The sequence below is a fragment of the Candidatus Sulfotelmatobacter sp. genome, from assembly GCA_035504415.1.
In the GTDB taxonomy this organism is placed as follows: domain Bacteria; phylum Vulcanimicrobiota; class Vulcanimicrobiia; order Vulcanimicrobiales; family Vulcanimicrobiaceae; genus Vulcanimicrobium.
The window spans coordinates 108230-123194 of sequence record DATJRY010000017.1; the positions used below are offsets into that span (position 1 = coordinate 108230).

Genomic DNA, 14965 nt, shown 5'->3' on the forward strand with positions numbered 1-14965 from the left:
GAGGAGCTATGGCAACGAACGCCCCGAGCTTTGACGCCGACGTCAAGCCGCTGTTTCGTCAGAAGGATCGCGACTCGATGCTCAAAGCCTTCGATCTCTGGAGCTACAGCGACGTCAAGACGCACCAGGACGCGATCCTGGGCGCGGTCAAGGGCGGTACCATGCCGTGCGACGGCGCGTGGCCGCCCGAGAAAGTCGCGATCGTTCAGAACTGGATCGCGGGCGGCTCGCAGCCCTAGCCCGCTTCGCCCTCGGAGAACAGGCCCTCGTAGCGCGAGCGCAGCTCGCGCTTGAGGAACTTGCCGACGCCGGTGCGCGGGATGACGTCGAGGAACACGACGCGATCGGGCGTCTGCCACTTGGCGAGGCGTTCGAGCATCCACGCGCGCAACGTCTCCTCGTCGAGCTGCTGGCCTTCGCGCACGACGACGGCCGCGACCGGGCGCTCTTGCCACTTGGGGTGCGCGATGCCGAACACGGCGGCTTCCTTGATGGCGGGATGGCCCATGATCGTGTTCTCGACCTCGACCGACGAGATCCACTCGCCGCCCGACTTGATGAAGTCCTTGACGCGGTCGACGATCTCGATGTAGCCGTACTCGTCGACGGTGACGACGTCGCCGGTGTGGAACCAGCCGTCGGGCTCGAACGCCGCTTTGGTGCCGGCCTCGTTGTGATAGTACGAACGCGTGACCGCGAAGCCGCGCACCCACAGCTCGCCGCGCGCGACGCCGTCCTGCGCGACGTCCTGGCCGTGCTCGTCGACGACGCGCCACTGCACGATCGGGTTGAAGCGGCCCTGTTTGTAGCGCTCGGCGTGCTGGCGCGCCGGATCGCCGTCGAGCAGCGAGTAGTCCGACGCCATCGTCCCGATCGGCGACATCTCGGTCATGCCCCACGCATGGGTGGCCGCGATGCCGAGCTGCTCGAGATCGTCCATCAGCGACTTGGGCATCGCGGAGCCGCCGATGATGACCCGCTCGAGATCGGGCAGCCGCTTGTTCTGCGCGGTGAGCACGTCGCGGACGGCCATCCAGACCGTCGGCACGCCGGCCGAGATCGTCACCCGCTCGCGCTCGCACAGCTCGATCACGCCGGCCGGGTCCAGCCGTTCCATCGGCATGATGAAGTCGGCGCCGACCAGCAGCGCGACGAACGGCGTTCCCCAGGCGTTGACGTGGAACATCGGCACGATCGGCAACAGCCGGTCGCGTTCGCGGATCGCCATCGCGTCGGCCAGCCCGACCGCCATCGCGTGCAGGTACGTCGAACGGTGCGAGAACAGCACGCCTTTCGGATCGCCGGTGGTGGCCGACGTGTAGCACAGCATCGCGGCCGCGCGCTCGTCGAGGTCGGGCCAGGCGTACGTGTCCGGTTCGGCGGCCAGCAGCGTTTCGTAGTCGAGCGCGCCCGGGAACGGCTCGGCGCAGGCGCCCATCTGCACGAACGTGCGGCTCGCGTCGGGCCGGTAGTCGTGACCGGCGCGCAGCGCCTTCGAGAGCGAGCCGTCGAAGAAGACGACGCGGTCCTCGGCGTGGTCGAGCACGAAGGCGATCTGGTCGGGGAAAAGCCGGATGTTGACCGTGTGCAGGACGGCACCGATCATCGGCACCGCATAGTACAGCTCCAGGTGCCGGTGTCCGTTCCAGGCGAACGACGCGACCCGGTCACCCGGCCCGACGCCGAGCGTGCGCAGCGCGTTGGCGAGCTTCGCGACCCGGCGGCCGAACTCGGCGTAGGTGAAGTGCAGCACGTCGCCGCCCTCGCGCGTGATGATCTCCTTGCGCGGGTGATTGCGCATCGCGTGCTCGAAGATCGCGCGCACGCAGAGCGGCTGATCGGACATCGTCGACCCGAGCGTCGACGTGAGAACCGGTGCGGAGAGCGTCGCCATCCCGCTCGGTTGTCCGGTCACCCCGGAAATTTCCTTCGCGTGCGCCTCAGGCGCGCGGCGCCGGCTGGACCAGGGCGCGCAGGGCGCCCTCGAGCGCGGGATGGCGGAAGACGTAGCCGGCGGCTCTCGGCCGCTCGGGCAGGACGCGCTGGCCCTCGGTCACGATCGTGGCGCCCTCGCCGAGCAGTGCCTGCAGCGCAAAGGCCGGGACGGGCAGCAGGGTGGGCCGGTGCAGCACGCGGCCCAGCGTGTGGGTGAACTCGCGGTTGGTGACGGGCACCGGCGCGGTGGCGTTGAGCGGACCGGTCGCGGCGTCGAGCGCGAGCAGATAGATGCCGACCAAGTCGTCGACGTGAATCCACGAGTACCACTGCTCGCCGCTCGCCACCACGCCGCCCAGTCCGGCGCGGAAGACGGGCAGCAGCGGGGCCAGCGCGCCGCCATCGGTGCCCAGCACGAGCCCGGTGCGGACCAAGGCCACCCGCATGCCGAGCCCGGCCGCGCTCTGCGCGGTCGCTTCCCAGTCGACGCAGACGCGCGCCAGGAAGTCCTCGCCGGGCGGGCTCATCTCGGTGAACGTCGCATCGCGGCTGGTCCCGTAGTACCCGATCGCCGACGCGCTCACGTACGTGCGCGGCCGCGTACGGGCGCGCGAGAGCGCGGCCAGATACGCGGCCGGAAGGTCGACCCGCGAACGCGCGATCTCGCGCTTGTGCGCCGCCGTCCAGCGCTGCGACACGGATGCCCCGGCGAGATTCACGACGGCGTCGCTGCCGGCGCTGGCGGCCGCCGCCGCGTCGGGATCCCGCAGCGAGACGGCGCCGACCTGATCGCCGCGCGCCTGCAGCGCGGCCGTCAAGTGACGGCCGATGAACCCGGAGCCGCCCAAAAGCGTGACCTTCACCACGCTCACGACGCCGGGCCGACGGCGAGAGTTGCTACGGTTGCGTGAGCCGCAGGTCGTCGCGCGCGTGGTCGAGCGCCGCGACGGTGGCGGCGACGGCCTCGTCGAGCGCTTGCGCGGAGCCGCCGGCGTACGCGTCGGCGATGGCCGGATAGGCGACCGAGGCGTAGCCCGAGACGCCGTAGGCGACGCTGTCGACGATCTGCGCGGCTTCGAGCGTGCGCTCGTCGCCCGGGCCGCCGCCCAGCGCGATGGCGCCGTCCGCCCGCCGCGCCGCGCGACCGAACGCGTCGATGCTCTTGCGCAACGGCGCGAGGTCGATCGTGCGGCCGTCGGCCTGCGCGCGCGCTTCGAGCACGTCGACGCCGGCGCGCAAGCCGGCGAGATAACCGCCGAACGCGTACGGCACGACGTCGGCGTTCGCCAGCCGCATCGCCATCAGGCCGTACAGCTGCGCGTTGGCGCGGTGCAGCACGAAGTACGGATCGCTCTGGTGCTCCGCGTACAGCGCGGTATCGTAGCTCGAGTGATATGGGCCGAAGGGGCCGTAGAAGCCCAGCTCGGCAACCGGGGTGCCGAAGCGATAGAGGAACGATTCGTGATCGCTGCCGCCGCCCGGCGTGCCGACGCGCATTCCGGTGCGCTGCAGGCTCCAGCGATCGGCGACGCTGGCGCGCTCGCGCGCCGGGTCGTGCACGGCGCGCGTCGTCTCGATCAGCGTCGGGCCGAGCGCGCCCACGGCGGTGGCGGCGAAGGCGGGCCCGGTGACGTCTTCGTCGGCGTTCAGGTACGCCACGCAGCCGTTGCGCAGCTCCGTCTCGTGCGCGCGCACGTAGGCGGCCGAGCCGAGCAGCCCGACCTCTTCGCCGTCCCAGAGCGCGATCACGATCGTGCGGACCGGACGAAGACCGCTCTTGGCGAGATAGCCCAAGCCGCGCGCGGTCTCGAGCAGCGAGGTCGTGCCGGCGCCGTTGTCGCCGACGCCCGCGACCCACGCGTCACGGTGCGCGCCGAGCACGACTTCTTCGCCCGGGCGCGTCCCGTGCAGCACGCCGATCGTGTTCCACAGCGTGCGCGTCTCGTGATTGAGCGTGACCGCGACGCGCACGTAGGCCGGACCCTTCGCGAGCGGGTACGGTGCGTCGAGCGCGCCGCCCCAGCCCGCCGGCCCGGCCGGCCCGTGCAGGCCGCGCAGCAGCGTCCGCGCGGCGTCGGCGCTGACCGGCAAGACCGGAATGCGAATCCCGGCGCCGAGCGAACCGCGCTGCACCGACGCCGACGGGCGCCACGGTCCGTCGGGATAGGTCGCGCCGCGTCCGGCACCGTCGTCGGCGGGATCGTCGTAGAGGACGACCGCGCTCGCGCCCGCCGCTTGCGCGTTCTGCACCAGCTGGCCGCGGAACGCGGCGCCGTAGCGGATCAGCGCCACCGCACCGTGCACGTCGACGCCCGCCGCGCGCAGCACGGCGAAATCGGCCGGCAAGCCGCGACCGGCGTAGACCAGGGGTCCGGTGACGTCGCCGTTGGCCGAACCGGCGTTGAACGGCAGGCCGGCGGCCGGATCGAGCGTCGCCGGATCGGCCGGCGTGCCGACCTCACGCAGCGCGAAGTCGGTCGGCGGCGTCCCCCGCGGTCCGATGAACACCGTCTCGCGCGGGCGGTACAGCCGCGCATCCGCGTACATCTCGAGCACCAGCGAACGCGGCGTGTCGACGTGCGCGGTGAACGCTTCGAGGTGCGCGTCGAAACCGTACGATTGCAGCAGGTCGCGCGTCAGGACCGCGTACGCGTGATCGTTCTTGGTGCCGGCGTAGTGCGGGTGCAGCCCCAGCGCCTCGGCGGCGTCTTGCGCGCCCTGCGCGCTCGGCACGTCGAGGAAGAGTGCTTCGTCCATGCGCTCGTGGGCGAGCGCGACCGGGTCGAACCCGCGGATGGCGGGGACCGGAGCGGCACCGACGAGGAAAACGGCCGCTAGGAAAAGGCCTAGGGCGCGCGGGGACGGCACATGACCCGCTTGCACGCGCCCGGGTTGGCGACCTGCGCACGGCGCCCGCTCAGCGGAGCGATGCGACCGCGCGCACTGTCAGCCGAGGGTCAGCGCCAGTGGCGGCCCCAGCCGCCGCCCCACCCGAACCCGATGCCGATGGCGACCGGCGGGTAGTAATACGGGTACGGGTACGGACCGTAGGCGTACGCGTAGGTGTACGGCGTGTCGATGACGTTGGCGTTGAACACGTTGCCGCCCGAGGTGCCGATGATCGTCACGGCCATGCCGGGACGCAGCGTCAACCCGGTCGGGTTGATGACCGTGCCTTGGTGCAGGCGCACGTTGTCGATGAAGCCGCGCTTGTCGTGGACCTGCAGGTTGTAGCCGCCGTCGAAGCTGACGACGCGACCCTGAATCTGCTCATCGTGGGAAGCGTACGACGGCTGCTCGGCATAGGAGGGAGCCTGTGCGCCGGCCGCCAGCGGGAGCGCGAGTGCCGCGCTCGCGACGAGGCCGGCGAGCAGCGCTCGCGCGATGTTGTTCATGATACATACAATGGTACCACCGCCGCGAGGGTGCCGCTCTCAGCGTAGGTTGAGCATCTTCTCATCCGGCCTTCATGGAAGCGAGCGCTTCGCGTTGGTTGGTGCGCTTCAGGACAGAGCGCCGAGCAGCACGTCGCTCTCGCGGTCGAGCTGCTGCTCGAACACCTTGGGGTGGGTCAGGTAGAAGACGCACATCGCTTGCACGAGGAAGCGGTGCCGGGCGGCGCCGGCCAGGGTCCGTACCCGGACCAGCGCCAGGCGCACGAGCGCGCCCAGCGCGGTGACGGCGTCCGCGCTGGACGGATAGCAGGCGACGAAGTTCAGCTCGCCGTGCTCGCGGTCTTCGGCCTGGTCGATGAAGTAGTCGAGCAGGATGTGCAGCGCCGAGACGCCGGGGAAGTACGCGCGCAGCGTCGCGTCGATCTCGGCCGGATCGAGCCGCGGGCGCGTGGCCAGCTCGATCAGCGCGAAGACCGGCAGCGAGGAACCGCAGGCCGCGGCGAACTCCCACCATGCCAAATCCGGGAAGCGCTCGCGGTTGCGCCCGTACCACGCGTCGCAGGCGTCCTCGCGCGTCCCGCTCGGCCCGTGCTTGAGCACCTGCAGCTCGGCGTAGTAGGCGCCCACCTCGGCCAGCCGTTCGCGCACGGCCGCGTAGCTCGGCAGCGCGCGCAGCTCGGCGCGCGCCGTCTCGACCAGTGCGAGCAAATAGCCGCCGTCGTCGCCGGCCGGGCCGGCGCGGTACCAGTCGCCCAACGGGCGACGGTCGTCGAGCGCGTCGAGCAGCGCGCCGTGCAGCGCCGCGAACGCCTCGGCGGAGACGTCCGGCACCCGGTCGCACAGGTTGTCCAGGTAGTCGTAGATCGTCTCGAGCGCGGCGACCAGCGCGACGTAGCGGCGCGCGACGGCCCCGCGCAAGAACGTCGCCAAGATCGCGCCGCCGTGCACGTGGTAGGCCTTGAGGTCGATCGACGCCAGCGCCTGTTCGCGCAGCACCGGATCGGGGATCGCCGCGGCGCGCAGGCGGATGCGCGCCAGCTCGCGCCCGGCGCGCGGGATGACGACGGTCAAGAAACGCGCGGTCGCGAACCATCCGCGCGGACCGAGCGCGAGCAGCCGCACCAAACGCGAGCGCCGGCGGAACACGACCGTCAGGGTGCGCCGCACGTCGTGCCAGAGCGCGTCGGGGACGCGCCCGAGCCGCGGCGGCTCAGCGTCCACCGAGAAACCGTCCCGGCGCCAGCGTGTCGTGCGGATCGAAGCGCGCTTTGATCGCGTGCATGGTGGCCAGCGCCGCCGGCGTCTCGCCCCACGCATCGACGGCGGCCCAGGCGTGCGGGTCGCCGGCGATCCGATGCGCGCGCCCGAGCGCGGCGCGCAACAGCGCGACGACCTCGGGCAGCTCGCCGTCGTGCGCCGCGCGCCAGGTCAGGCGCGCGACGACGTCGCCGGTCGCCAGATCCGCCAGCGTCTCGAGCGCGAACCCGTCGGGGGCGCAGCTGCGGGCCCGTTCGGCGCGCAAGCTCGCGTCGGCCGGCAGGCCGCGCGCGACGAAGGTGACGCTGCGTTCGCGCGCCGCGACGTAGCCGTCGACGATCGTCTGGAACGCCTCGGCCGCGATACGGTCGTCGAGCACGCGCGTCTCGGCGACGCCGGCGGCACCCAGTGCGGAGCGGTAGTCGCGCAGCGCGCGGTCGACCAACGCTTCCGAGCCTTCGAACAGCGCGACGAGCAACGGGCGTCCTTCGCCGTCGGCGAGATGGCGCGGCGCGAACCCGGGGTCGAGCGTGAGCAGCGCGACCGGCTCGATCGCGCGCGTCTGCGCGTGCGCGACGACGCGTTCGCGCCCGTCGGGCTCGAACGGCGCCAGCGCCAAACGCCGCGCCGCCGGCGCGGTCAGCACTTTGAGGTTGATCCGCACCAGCGCGCCCAGCGTGCCCTGGGAGCCGACGTAGAGCTTGCCCAAATCGTAGCCGGTGACGTTCTTGACGACCATCCCGCCGCTGCTGGCGCAGGTTCCGTCGACCAGCGCGATCGTCGAGCCGATCACCAGATCGCGCGGGCGGCCGTAGGTCGCGCGGCGCGGCCCGGCCCAGCCGGCCGCCACGGTGCCGCCGACGGTCGCGCGCGCGGTCAGCGGCGCGTCGAACGGGACGAATTGGTCGTGCTCGCCGAGCAGCCGCGCCAGCGCCGCGAGCGTCATTCCCGCGCCAACGCCGGCGGTGAGATCGTGCGGATCGTAGGCGTGGACGGCATCCAGCCGGCGCGTGCGCAGCGCGACGTCGAAGCGGGCCGGCGGGTTCGCGCTGGCCAGCAACGTGCCGCCGCCTTCGATGACGACCGCTTCGCCGGCGCTGGCCGCGCCGTGCAGTGCCGCCGCCGTCTCGGCGGCGTCGGCCGGCTCGATCGTGCGCGCCGGCTCCTGCTCGCCCAGTGTACCCGCGCCGCGCCGCGCTCGCGCGCCCTTCGCGATCACGCGCTCACCACCGCCGCCGCGGTGACCTCGCCGCAGACCGCGCCGGTCGGGAAGATCTTGTCCGGGTTGAAGGCGCGGCGCGGATCGAACACGTCGCGCACGCGGCCCATCGCCGCCAGATCGTCCGGCGAGAACACCAGCCCCAACGTCTCGCGCTTCTCGAAACCGATCCCGTGCTCGCCGCTGATCGTGCCGCCCATCTCGATGCAGGTGCGCAAGATCTCGATCCCCGCTTCATGCACCGCCTCGATGTCGCGCGGGATGCGGCGGTCGAACATCAACAGCGGGTGCAGGTTGCCGTCACCGGCGTGAAAGACGTTGCCGACGGGCAGCCGGTACGCGCGCGAGATCTCGTCGATCGCGTGCATCACCTGCGGCAAGCGCGTGCGCGGGACGCACGCGTCCTGGATGTAGTAGTTCGGCGCGATGCGGCCGATCGCGCCGGCCGCGCCCTTGCGCGCCGCCCACAGGGCCTCGCGTTCGGCCAGATCGCGCGCCGCGCGCCACGAGAGCGCGCCGTGCGCGCGCGCGATCGCCGAGATCGCCGTCTCACCGGCGGCGACGTCGTCGGGTGCGCCCGCGATCTCGACCAGCAGCACCGCGCCGGCGCCCTCGGGATAGCCGGCGTGATAGTGCGCCTCGACGGCCTGCGTGATCAGTGCATCCATGATCTCGAGCGCGGTTGGAACGATGCCGGCGCCGATGATCGCCGAGACCGCCTGCGAGGCCGACTCGACGTCGGCGAACGCGGCGACGCAGACGCGCACCGCTTCGGGCAGGCGCAGCAACCGCACTTCGACCTCGGTCACCACGCCCAGCGTTCCCTCGGAACCGACCAGCACGCCGGTCAAGTCGTAGCCCGGGTCGTCGACCGAGGTGCGGCGCAGCTCGCCGTCGGCATCGACGTAGGTGATCCCGAGCACGTGGTTGGTGGTCGTCCCGTAGCTCAGGCAGTGCGGGCCGCCCGCGTTGGTGCCGACGTTGCCGCCGATCGTCGAGATCTTCTGGCTCGACGGATCGGGCGCATAGAAGACGCCGTGGCCGGCGATCGCCTTCGAGAGCTCGAGGTTGATCAGCCCGGGCTGGACGCGAGCGCGGCGGTTGCGCACGTCGAGCTCGAGGATGCGGTTCATCCGCACGAACGAGATGACCAGGCCGCCGCGCGCGGGGACCGCCCCACCGCACAGCCCGGTCCCCGCGCCGCGCGGGACGATCGGTGCCCCACACTCGGCCGCGATCCGAACGGCGATCGCCACTTCGCGCGCGTCACGCGGGACCAGGGCGACCTCCGGGAGCGTGTTCTCGGTGAAGGCGTCGAAGCCGAAGACCCGCAGGTCCTCAGGCTCGGTACGGACCACGTCCGGGCCGAGCGCGGCGAGGAGCCGCGAGGCGAAGGGGGACACGTGACGTGGCTACGGAGGGCGCGGCGGGACTTCCTGGAAGTCGCCCGCTCGGTGTTCTTCTGGAAGAAGGCGTCGCCGAAGCGTGACGCGGCGTTTCAGCGGGCGACGATCACGGAGCAGCAGCGCAAGAGCTTCCGCGCCTCCGTCGAGTTCCCCGTGCTCTACACCGTCGGCGGTCGCGACGGCGTGCGCACGGCGGTCGCCAACGACCTCTCGGCGGGCGGCCTGCGGCTGCTCGACGACGAGGACCTGCCCAGCGACTCCGTCATCACCCTGCGCTTCACGCTCCCCAACGAGCTGGTGCGGGGCGTGCAGATCGAGAAAGAGATCGTCGAGACGACCGCGCGCGGCAAGACCAAACGCAAGATCATGGTGCCGCCCGAGCCGTTTCGCGAGATGACGCTGCACGGCAAGGTGGTCATCGCCTTCCTCAACGTGCGGCGCCGCAAGTTCGCCCACGGGGTGCAGTTCCTCGACATCGACGAACGCTCGCGCGAAGAGGTGCAGCGTTTCATCCACGTCTGGCAGATCCGCCTGCTGCGCGAACGCCGCCTCATGCGCGGCGAGTAGCCGACGCACGCGACCGCGGCGCTGCTCTGCGCCCTGATCGCCCTGAGCGGTACGATCTCGCCGTCGGAGGCGAATCCACCGCTCCAGGTCGCGGAGGTCGTTGCGGCGCACGGCGGGCGGTGCAGCGCCGCGTGCGCCGGTGAGGTGCGGGAGAAGCTGCGTGCGCTCACGTCGCGAGACCTGACGTTCAAACGTCTCTGTCATTGCATGACGCGTGCCGAAACCGACCTGGTCGGGGACCCGCGCGTGCTGGCGAGGGCCGCCCCCCACAGACACGATTGGCGCGAGAACGGCATATGGGTCCGGCTCGAGCGAGCGTACCGGTTCCCGATCGATTGGGACGCGCCGGTCCTGGCGACCGCGCGCGACGTCTATATCGAGCTCGACCCGACTCCGCACGGCATGACGACGGACTTCTGGCTCGGCTCCGTTCGTCGGGCGGACGGCGCGATCGTGTTCAACATGTTTACGTTGCCCGGCGATCCGTTCGGCCTGCGCGCGGGCGAGTGCCCGAGACGCAAAGCCGGCGCGCCCGCCTAGTAGAGCAGATACTTCTCGCGTAGCGCGCGGAAGGCGTGCAGGCCCGGTTCCCAGGCGGCGATGATCGCGTCCGGGGTCGCCCCGGCGGCGAGGCCGCGGCGGACCGTGTCGGTGCCCCAGTCGCGGTCCATGCCGGTCGCGCTCGCCACGGCGTACTTGCCCTGTGCGCGCGCGGCGCACAGGATCTCGATCGCGGTGCGCACGCTGGGGAAGACGTACGGCTGGGTGATCGTCAGCGCGACGCCGCGCAGCTCCTTGCCGGCCCAGAAGCCACGCGCCGGCGACCACTCCGTCGGCTCGAACTCGACGCCGGGGATCGCGCGCGCGGCCAGCGCGTCGCGCAGCGCGGGCGCGTCGAAGCCGAAACCGCCGGCGTACTCGAACGGCCGGTCGGTGCCGACGCCGTTGTTGACGCCGCCGGCCTCGATCAGCCCGGTGGCGAGGTAGACCAGCGTCGTGCGCGCGTACGGCATGTTGGGCGAGGTCGGGATCCAGGTCAGGCCGGTGTCGGCCCACACCATCTCGCGCGACCAGCCTTCCATCGGGACGACGTGCAGCGCGCAGCCGATGCCGAAGCGTTCGTTGAACAAACGCGCGAGCTCGCCGACCGTCATGCCGTGCCGTTCGGGGATCGGGTAGAGCCCGATGAACGACGCGTAGTGCGGATCGAGCACCGGCCCGTCGATTAGCGCACCGCCGACCGGATTGGGACGATCGAGGATCCACACCTCTTTGCCGTACGCCGCGGCGGCCTGCATGACGTATGCCATCGTCGAGATGTAGGTGTACGGGCGCGCGCCGACGTCTTGGATGTCGAACAGCAGCACGTCGATGCCCGCGAGCATCGCGGCGGTCGGTTTGCGGGTCGCGCCGTAGAGGCTGTGCACGGGCAGGCCGGTGCGCGCGTCGATCGACGAGCCGACCTGCTCGCCGGCGCCCGTCGTGCCGCGGATGCCGTGCTCGGGCCCGAACAGCGCGCGCACGCGCACGTTCCCGCTCCGCACCACGGCGTCGGCGATCGACTCGCCGGTCGAGAGCACGCCGCTGGGGTTGGTCACGATTCCCACCGTGCGGCCGCGCAGCGCGCGCCAGCCGTCGCGCACGAACACGTCGTCGCCGAGCGCGATTCGCGGCGACGCCGCGCGGGCGGCATGCGGCGCCGCGAGCGCGGCGGCGCTCGCCGCGAGAAAGGCGCCCCGCTTCATGCCCCGACGAACTCCGGCTTCGTCGCGGCGGGGATCAGGCCGGCGGCGGCGGCGCGGCCGAACAGGTCCTCGACGGCGGCGATGCCGACCGCGCCGACGTCGTCGCTGTACTCGTTCACGTACAGCCCGATGTGCGCGCGCATGACCTCGTCGTCCATCTCGAAGGCGTGCTCGCGCACGTAGTCGATGATCGCGTCCTCGCGCTCGCGCGCGAACCGCAGGCTGCGCCGAATCGCGTCGTCGATCGCGCGCGCGTCGGCGTCGGGTACGTCGCGCCGCACCAGGATGGCGCCCAGCGGAATCGCGTTGCCGGTGGTCGCCTCCCACCAGTCGCCCAGATCGATCGCTTGTGCCAGGCCCGACTGCTGGTAGGTGAAGCGCGACTCGTGGATGATCAGGCCCGCGTCGACCTCGCCGCTCGCGACCGCGTCGACGATGGCGTCGAAGCGCAGCACGCGCGTGCGCGGCTCGCGCCCCAGCGCCAGCCGCAAGAGCGCGAAGGCCGTCGTGTAGCGGCCGGGGATCGCGAAGACCGCGTCCTCGCCCAGCTCGCGCAGGGTCGGCGCGCCGCCGGCGCGCGGACGGGAGACGACCAGCGGGCCGCAGCCGCGGCCCAGCGCACCACCGGCGCGCAGGATGCGGTAGCGGTCGAGCAGATACGGGATCGCTCCGTAGCTGACTTTGGTGAGCTCGTAGCGGCCGGCGCGCGCGGCCTCGTTGAGCGCCTCGACGTCGTCGAGCACGACGCGGACGCGCGGCGCGTCCGCCAGCAGCCCGTTGGTCAGCGCGGCGAAGATGTAGGTGTCGTTCGGGCAGGGAGAATAGGCGAGCGAATAGGTCATCGCGAGAACAAGACGTCGAGCAAGGTGCGCGTCGTTTCGACCGCGCCGCGTGCACCGGCGGCGAAGTCCCACTCGTTGGTCGCCCGGTCGCCGACCAAATTGGAGACGCCGCGGATCTCGATCCCCGGCACGCCGGCCTCGCGGGCTGCGCGCAGCACGGCGAAGCCTTCCATCGACTCGACGTCGGCCCGGTAGCGCAGCGCCAGCACGCGCGCGCGGGCGTCGGTGCTGGTGACGGTCGCCGAGGTGACGCCGCGCCCGAGGATCACCGCGGCGATGCCGCCCACGAACGGCGCCACCAGCCCCGCGTCGGCCTCGACCGTGCGCTCGAGCTGCGCGCCGTCGGGCAGCGGAAAGCCGCCGCCGTCCTCGAGCCCCAGCTCGACGTACTCCTCGCGCGTCACGACGACGACGTCGCCCACGGCGCAGCGGTCGCGAAAGCCGCCCGCGATGCCGGCGTTGATCACGGCGCGATAGCGGCGTTGCGCCAGCGCACGCGCGGTGCCCAGCGCCGCTTCGACGGGGCCGACGCCGACGGCGAGGACGTCGACGCCCTCACGCGGCGCGAGCTCCGCCAGCTCGCGCGCTACCGCGCAGACGACGAGGACCGGGGCGTCGTGAGGATGTGCCCGATCCACAAGGGTCCGATCAGCAGGTGCACGAGGTTGGTGAGGAAGGCCGGCTTGCGCCCTTCGTAGGCGTGGCCGACGAATTGGAAGATCCAGCCGATGACGAACAGCGCGATCGCCCACGGCCAGGAGACGTACGACGCGAGGTACCACAGCACGAGCATGCCGCCGACGGCGGCGATGGCGCGCGCCCCCGCCAGCGTCAGATAGTACGCGCACAGCGCGGCGGTGAGGGCCAGCGCGATCAGCCCGCCAGCGGGGAGCGCGCGCAGCAGCGCTTCGATCGCCAGCACGATCAGCGGGATCCCGATCTCGTGGCAGACGCGATTGCGGCGATCGGTGTGATAGGCGCCGTATTCGGCGAACAACGCGTCGGCACTCGACTGCATGGGCTACCTCACGCCGATGAACTTGTGCGTTTGCAGCGAGAGGCGCAAGCGCTCCGGGCGGTGCTTGGCCGCCTCGAGGGCCAGTGCCACGTTGGCGGGCTTGTTGCCCTCCGGCTGCAAGAAGATCGGCGTGGTCTCCGGGAAGGCGGCGATCCACTCCTGCGGCACGCGGCGGTCGACGATCAGCTTCGCCTCGTTCGCGCGCTGCGCCATGGCCGGCGCCAGCCGTTCTTTCGGCGAGACCGTCAGCCAGACGCCGGTGGGCAGGTCGACCGGGATCGTGCCGTTCGACTCGATGTGGACGCGCCGGCCGTCGGCGCGCAACGCGTCGATCAGCGCGCTGGTCTCGCGTTGCGCCAGCGGCTCGCCGCCGGTGATGATGACCATCGGGCAGTCGCCGCCGAGCTCGCGCACGCGCGCCACGACCTCGTCGACCGAGGCGAAGAACGCCAGCGCGTAGTCGGTGTCGCAGAACGCGCAGCTCAGGTTGCAGCCGGCGAGGCGGACGAAGACGGCGGGCGTCCCCGTCCACGTCCCCTCACCTTGGACGCTGTAGAAGATCTCAGCGAGCTGCAGCACGTCGTTCCTAACGCTGGCGGTACGCGCGCAACACCTGGATCGCGACGGGCGAGCCGGCCGAGATGTTGACGTTCTCTTTGTTGTTCTTGGCGATCAGATAGCCGCCGCCCGCGCCGAGCACGGCGCCGACGCCGTGGCCGAGCAAACCACCGATCAACCCGCCGACGGCGGCCGCGCCGGCTTCCTTCCCGGCATTGCTCTTGGTGATGGCCTGGATGCTGGTCACGCGCGACTGAATCGTGAACGTGCCCTGCGGCGCGTAGAGCTTCTCGAACGAGAGGCGGACCTTGCCGGCCGTGCCTTGGCCGGCCGGGACGACCTCACGCACGTACCCCGTCACGCGCGCATGCCGGATGGCGCCGTTGTCGGAATATACGCCGGACAGCGAGACCGGCTCGCCGACGTAGGCGTGGTTCGAGCTGATGTTCTGGTCGAACGTCCCGTGGAGGATCGTGCCGGGCGCGACCTGCGCCGAGGCGGCCAGCGGGGCCAGCCCCAAGACGACGGCGGCGAAGCCGGTGACGAGCGTGCGAATCATAGCGGTGTGTGCTCCTTGTTCGTGGGCGATGCCGGCCGAGTGATCACCCGCGTGCCAGCGGATCGTCCGATCTCAGAACGACGCGGGCGCTGCGAGTCTCCCAGAGGACCAGCTCGGTCAATTGGGGGAGCAAGGGTGCCAGGCGTTTCCAAATCCACACGACGATGCGCTCGGCGGTCGGGTTCTCGATCAGGTCGTTGAGCGACCGGTGGTCCAGCTCAGCCAACACCGTTCCCCGGACGGCGTTTGCTATCACCTCGAAGTCCTGAACCATCCCGGCCGCCGGTCCCTCCGCCTGTAACGGGCCGTCGAGGACGACTTCGAGGCGGTACGAGTGGCCGTGCAGACGCGCGCACTTCCCCGGGTGGTGCGGCAGCACGTGGGCGGCCTCGAAACTGAACGATTTGCGAATCTGCACGACCCCCATGCTTCGCCGCCGGACGGGACCGCGCCTCACCGTGGGG

General features: G+C 71.5%; 17 protein-coding genes. 3 read left to right on the forward strand and 14 right to left on the reverse strand.

Annotated features, from left to right (window positions below; genetic code table 11):
* Positions 1–8 precede the first annotated feature (8 nt).
* Positions 9–239, forward strand: a complete 231-nt coding sequence (locus tag VMD91_14170; GenBank protein HTW85211.1) for a hypothetical protein — start codon at positions 9–11, stop codon at positions 237–239.
* Here VMD91_14170 and VMD91_14175 read toward each other — a convergent pair.
* The 7 genes from VMD91_14175 to VMD91_14205 form a co-directional block, all read right to left on the reverse strand.
* Positions 236–1915, reverse strand: coding sequence for a long-chain fatty acid--CoA ligase (locus VMD91_14175; GenBank protein HTW85212.1), 1680 nt, complete (start codon positions 1913–1915; stop codon positions 236–238). The genes VMD91_14170 and VMD91_14175 overlap by 4 nt on opposite strands.
* A gap of 25 nt (positions 1916–1940) precedes the next feature.
* The gene (locus tag VMD91_14180; protein HTW85213.1) at positions 1941–2798 is read right to left on the reverse strand and encodes a TIGR01777 family oxidoreductase; all 858 of its coding nucleotides are present in this window, start codon (positions 2796–2798) and stop codon (positions 1941–1943) included.
* Between the two features lie 34 nt (positions 2799–2832).
* Positions 2833–4692 carry a M28 family peptidase gene (locus tag VMD91_14185; GenBank protein ID HTW85214.1) on the reverse strand — a complete coding sequence of 620 codons (1860 nt, stop codon included), beginning with the start codon at positions 4690–4692 and terminating at the stop codon, positions 2833–2835.
* A 200-nt stretch (positions 4693–4892) separates the two neighbouring features.
* Entirely contained in the window at positions 4893–5330 is a 438-nt protein-coding gene (locus VMD91_14190) for a hypothetical protein (GenBank protein ID HTW85215.1), read from the reverse strand.
* Positions 5331–5438: 108 nt separating this feature from the next.
* Positions 5439–6551, reverse strand: coding sequence for a DUF2600 family protein (locus VMD91_14195; protein HTW85216.1), 1113 nt, complete (start codon positions 6549–6551; stop codon positions 5439–5441).
* Entirely contained in the window at positions 6541–7806 is a 1266-nt protein-coding gene (locus VMD91_14200; protein ID HTW85217.1) for an FAD-binding oxidoreductase, read from the reverse strand. The genes VMD91_14195 and VMD91_14200 overlap by 11 nt, the downstream gene beginning before the upstream one ends.
* Entirely contained in the window at positions 7803–9209 is a 1407-nt protein-coding gene (locus VMD91_14205; GenBank protein ID HTW85218.1) for an FAD-linked oxidase C-terminal domain-containing protein, read from the reverse strand. Before VMD91_14205 ends, VMD91_14200 begins: the two co-directional genes overlap by 4 nt.
* Between VMD91_14205 and VMD91_14210 the strand changes: the two genes are divergently transcribed.
* Positions 9210–9779 carry a PilZ domain-containing protein gene (locus VMD91_14210; GenBank protein ID HTW85219.1) on the forward strand — a complete coding sequence of 190 codons (570 nt, stop codon included), beginning with the start codon at positions 9210–9212 and terminating at the stop codon, positions 9777–9779.
* 144 nt (positions 9780–9923) lie between these two features.
* Entirely contained in the window at positions 9924–10319 is a 396-nt protein-coding gene (locus VMD91_14215; GenBank protein HTW85220.1) for a hypothetical protein, read from the forward strand.
* On the opposite strand, the gene VMD91_14220 is transcribed toward VMD91_14215, so the two are convergent.
* Genes VMD91_14220 through queD form a run of 7 tightly spaced genes read right to left on the reverse strand, consistent with a single transcriptional unit; the run spans position 10316 to position 14919 of the window.
* Entirely contained in the window at positions 10316–11524 is a 1209-nt protein-coding gene (locus VMD91_14220) for a DUF1343 domain-containing protein (protein HTW85221.1), read from the reverse strand. The genes VMD91_14215 and VMD91_14220 overlap by 4 nt on opposite strands.
* The gene (locus VMD91_14225; GenBank protein HTW85222.1) at positions 11521–12366 is read right to left on the reverse strand and encodes a 1,4-dihydroxy-6-naphthoate synthase; all 846 of its coding nucleotides are present in this window, start codon (positions 12364–12366) and stop codon (positions 11521–11523) included. Before VMD91_14225 ends, VMD91_14220 begins: the two co-directional genes overlap by 4 nt.
* Positions 12363–13004, reverse strand: coding sequence for a futalosine hydrolase (gene mqnB, locus VMD91_14230; protein HTW85223.1), 642 nt, complete (start codon positions 13002–13004; stop codon positions 12363–12365). The genes VMD91_14225 and mqnB overlap by 4 nt, the downstream gene beginning before the upstream one ends.
* Positions 12953–13384, reverse strand: coding sequence for an Mpo1-like protein (locus VMD91_14235; protein ID HTW85224.1), 432 nt, complete (start codon positions 13382–13384; stop codon positions 12953–12955). Before VMD91_14235 ends, mqnB begins: the two co-directional genes overlap by 52 nt.
* A gap of 3 nt (positions 13385–13387) precedes the next feature.
* Positions 13388–13963 (reverse strand): 7-carboxy-7-deazaguanine synthase QueE, encoded by a 576-nt coding sequence (locus VMD91_14240; protein ID HTW85225.1) that lies wholly within the window; start codon positions 13961–13963, stop codon positions 13388–13390.
* 7 nt (positions 13964–13970) lie between these two features.
* A complete protein-coding gene (locus tag VMD91_14245) occupies positions 13971–14501 on the reverse strand; it encodes a hypothetical protein (protein ID HTW85226.1) in 531 nt (176 codons plus the stop codon).
* A 43-nt stretch (positions 14502–14544) separates the two neighbouring features.
* Positions 14545–14919 (reverse strand): 6-carboxytetrahydropterin synthase QueD, encoded by a 375-nt coding sequence (gene queD / locus VMD91_14250; protein HTW85227.1) that lies wholly within the window; start codon positions 14917–14919, stop codon positions 14545–14547.
* Between the last annotated feature and the right edge of the window lie 46 nt (positions 14920–14965).

Coding starts and splice junctions, on each gene's coding strand:
- VMD91_14170 (HTW85211.1), top strand. CDS start 9: ATGGCAACGAACGCCCCGAGCTTTGACGCCGACGTCAAGCCGCTGTTT.
- VMD91_14185 (HTW85214.1), bottom strand. CDS start 4,692: ATGGACGAAGCACTCTTCCTCGACGTGCCGAGCGCGCAGGGCGCGCAA.
- VMD91_14190 (HTW85215.1), bottom strand. CDS start 5,330: ATGAACAACATCGCGCGAGCGCTGCTCGCCGGCCTCGTCGCGAGCGCG.
- VMD91_14220 (HTW85221.1), bottom strand. CDS start 11,524: ATGAAGCGGGGCGCCTTTCTCGCGGCGAGCGCCGCCGCGCTCGCGGCG.
- VMD91_14225 (HTW85222.1), bottom strand. CDS start 12,366: ATGACCTATTCGCTCGCCTATTCTCCCTGCCCGAACGACACCTACATC.
- VMD91_14235 (HTW85224.1), bottom strand. CDS start 13,384: ATGCAGTCGAGTGCCGACGCGTTGTTCGCCGAATACGGCGCCTATCAC.
- VMD91_14245 (HTW85226.1), bottom strand. CDS start 14,501: ATGATTCGCACGCTCGTCACCGGCTTCGCCGCCGTCGTCTTGGGGCTG.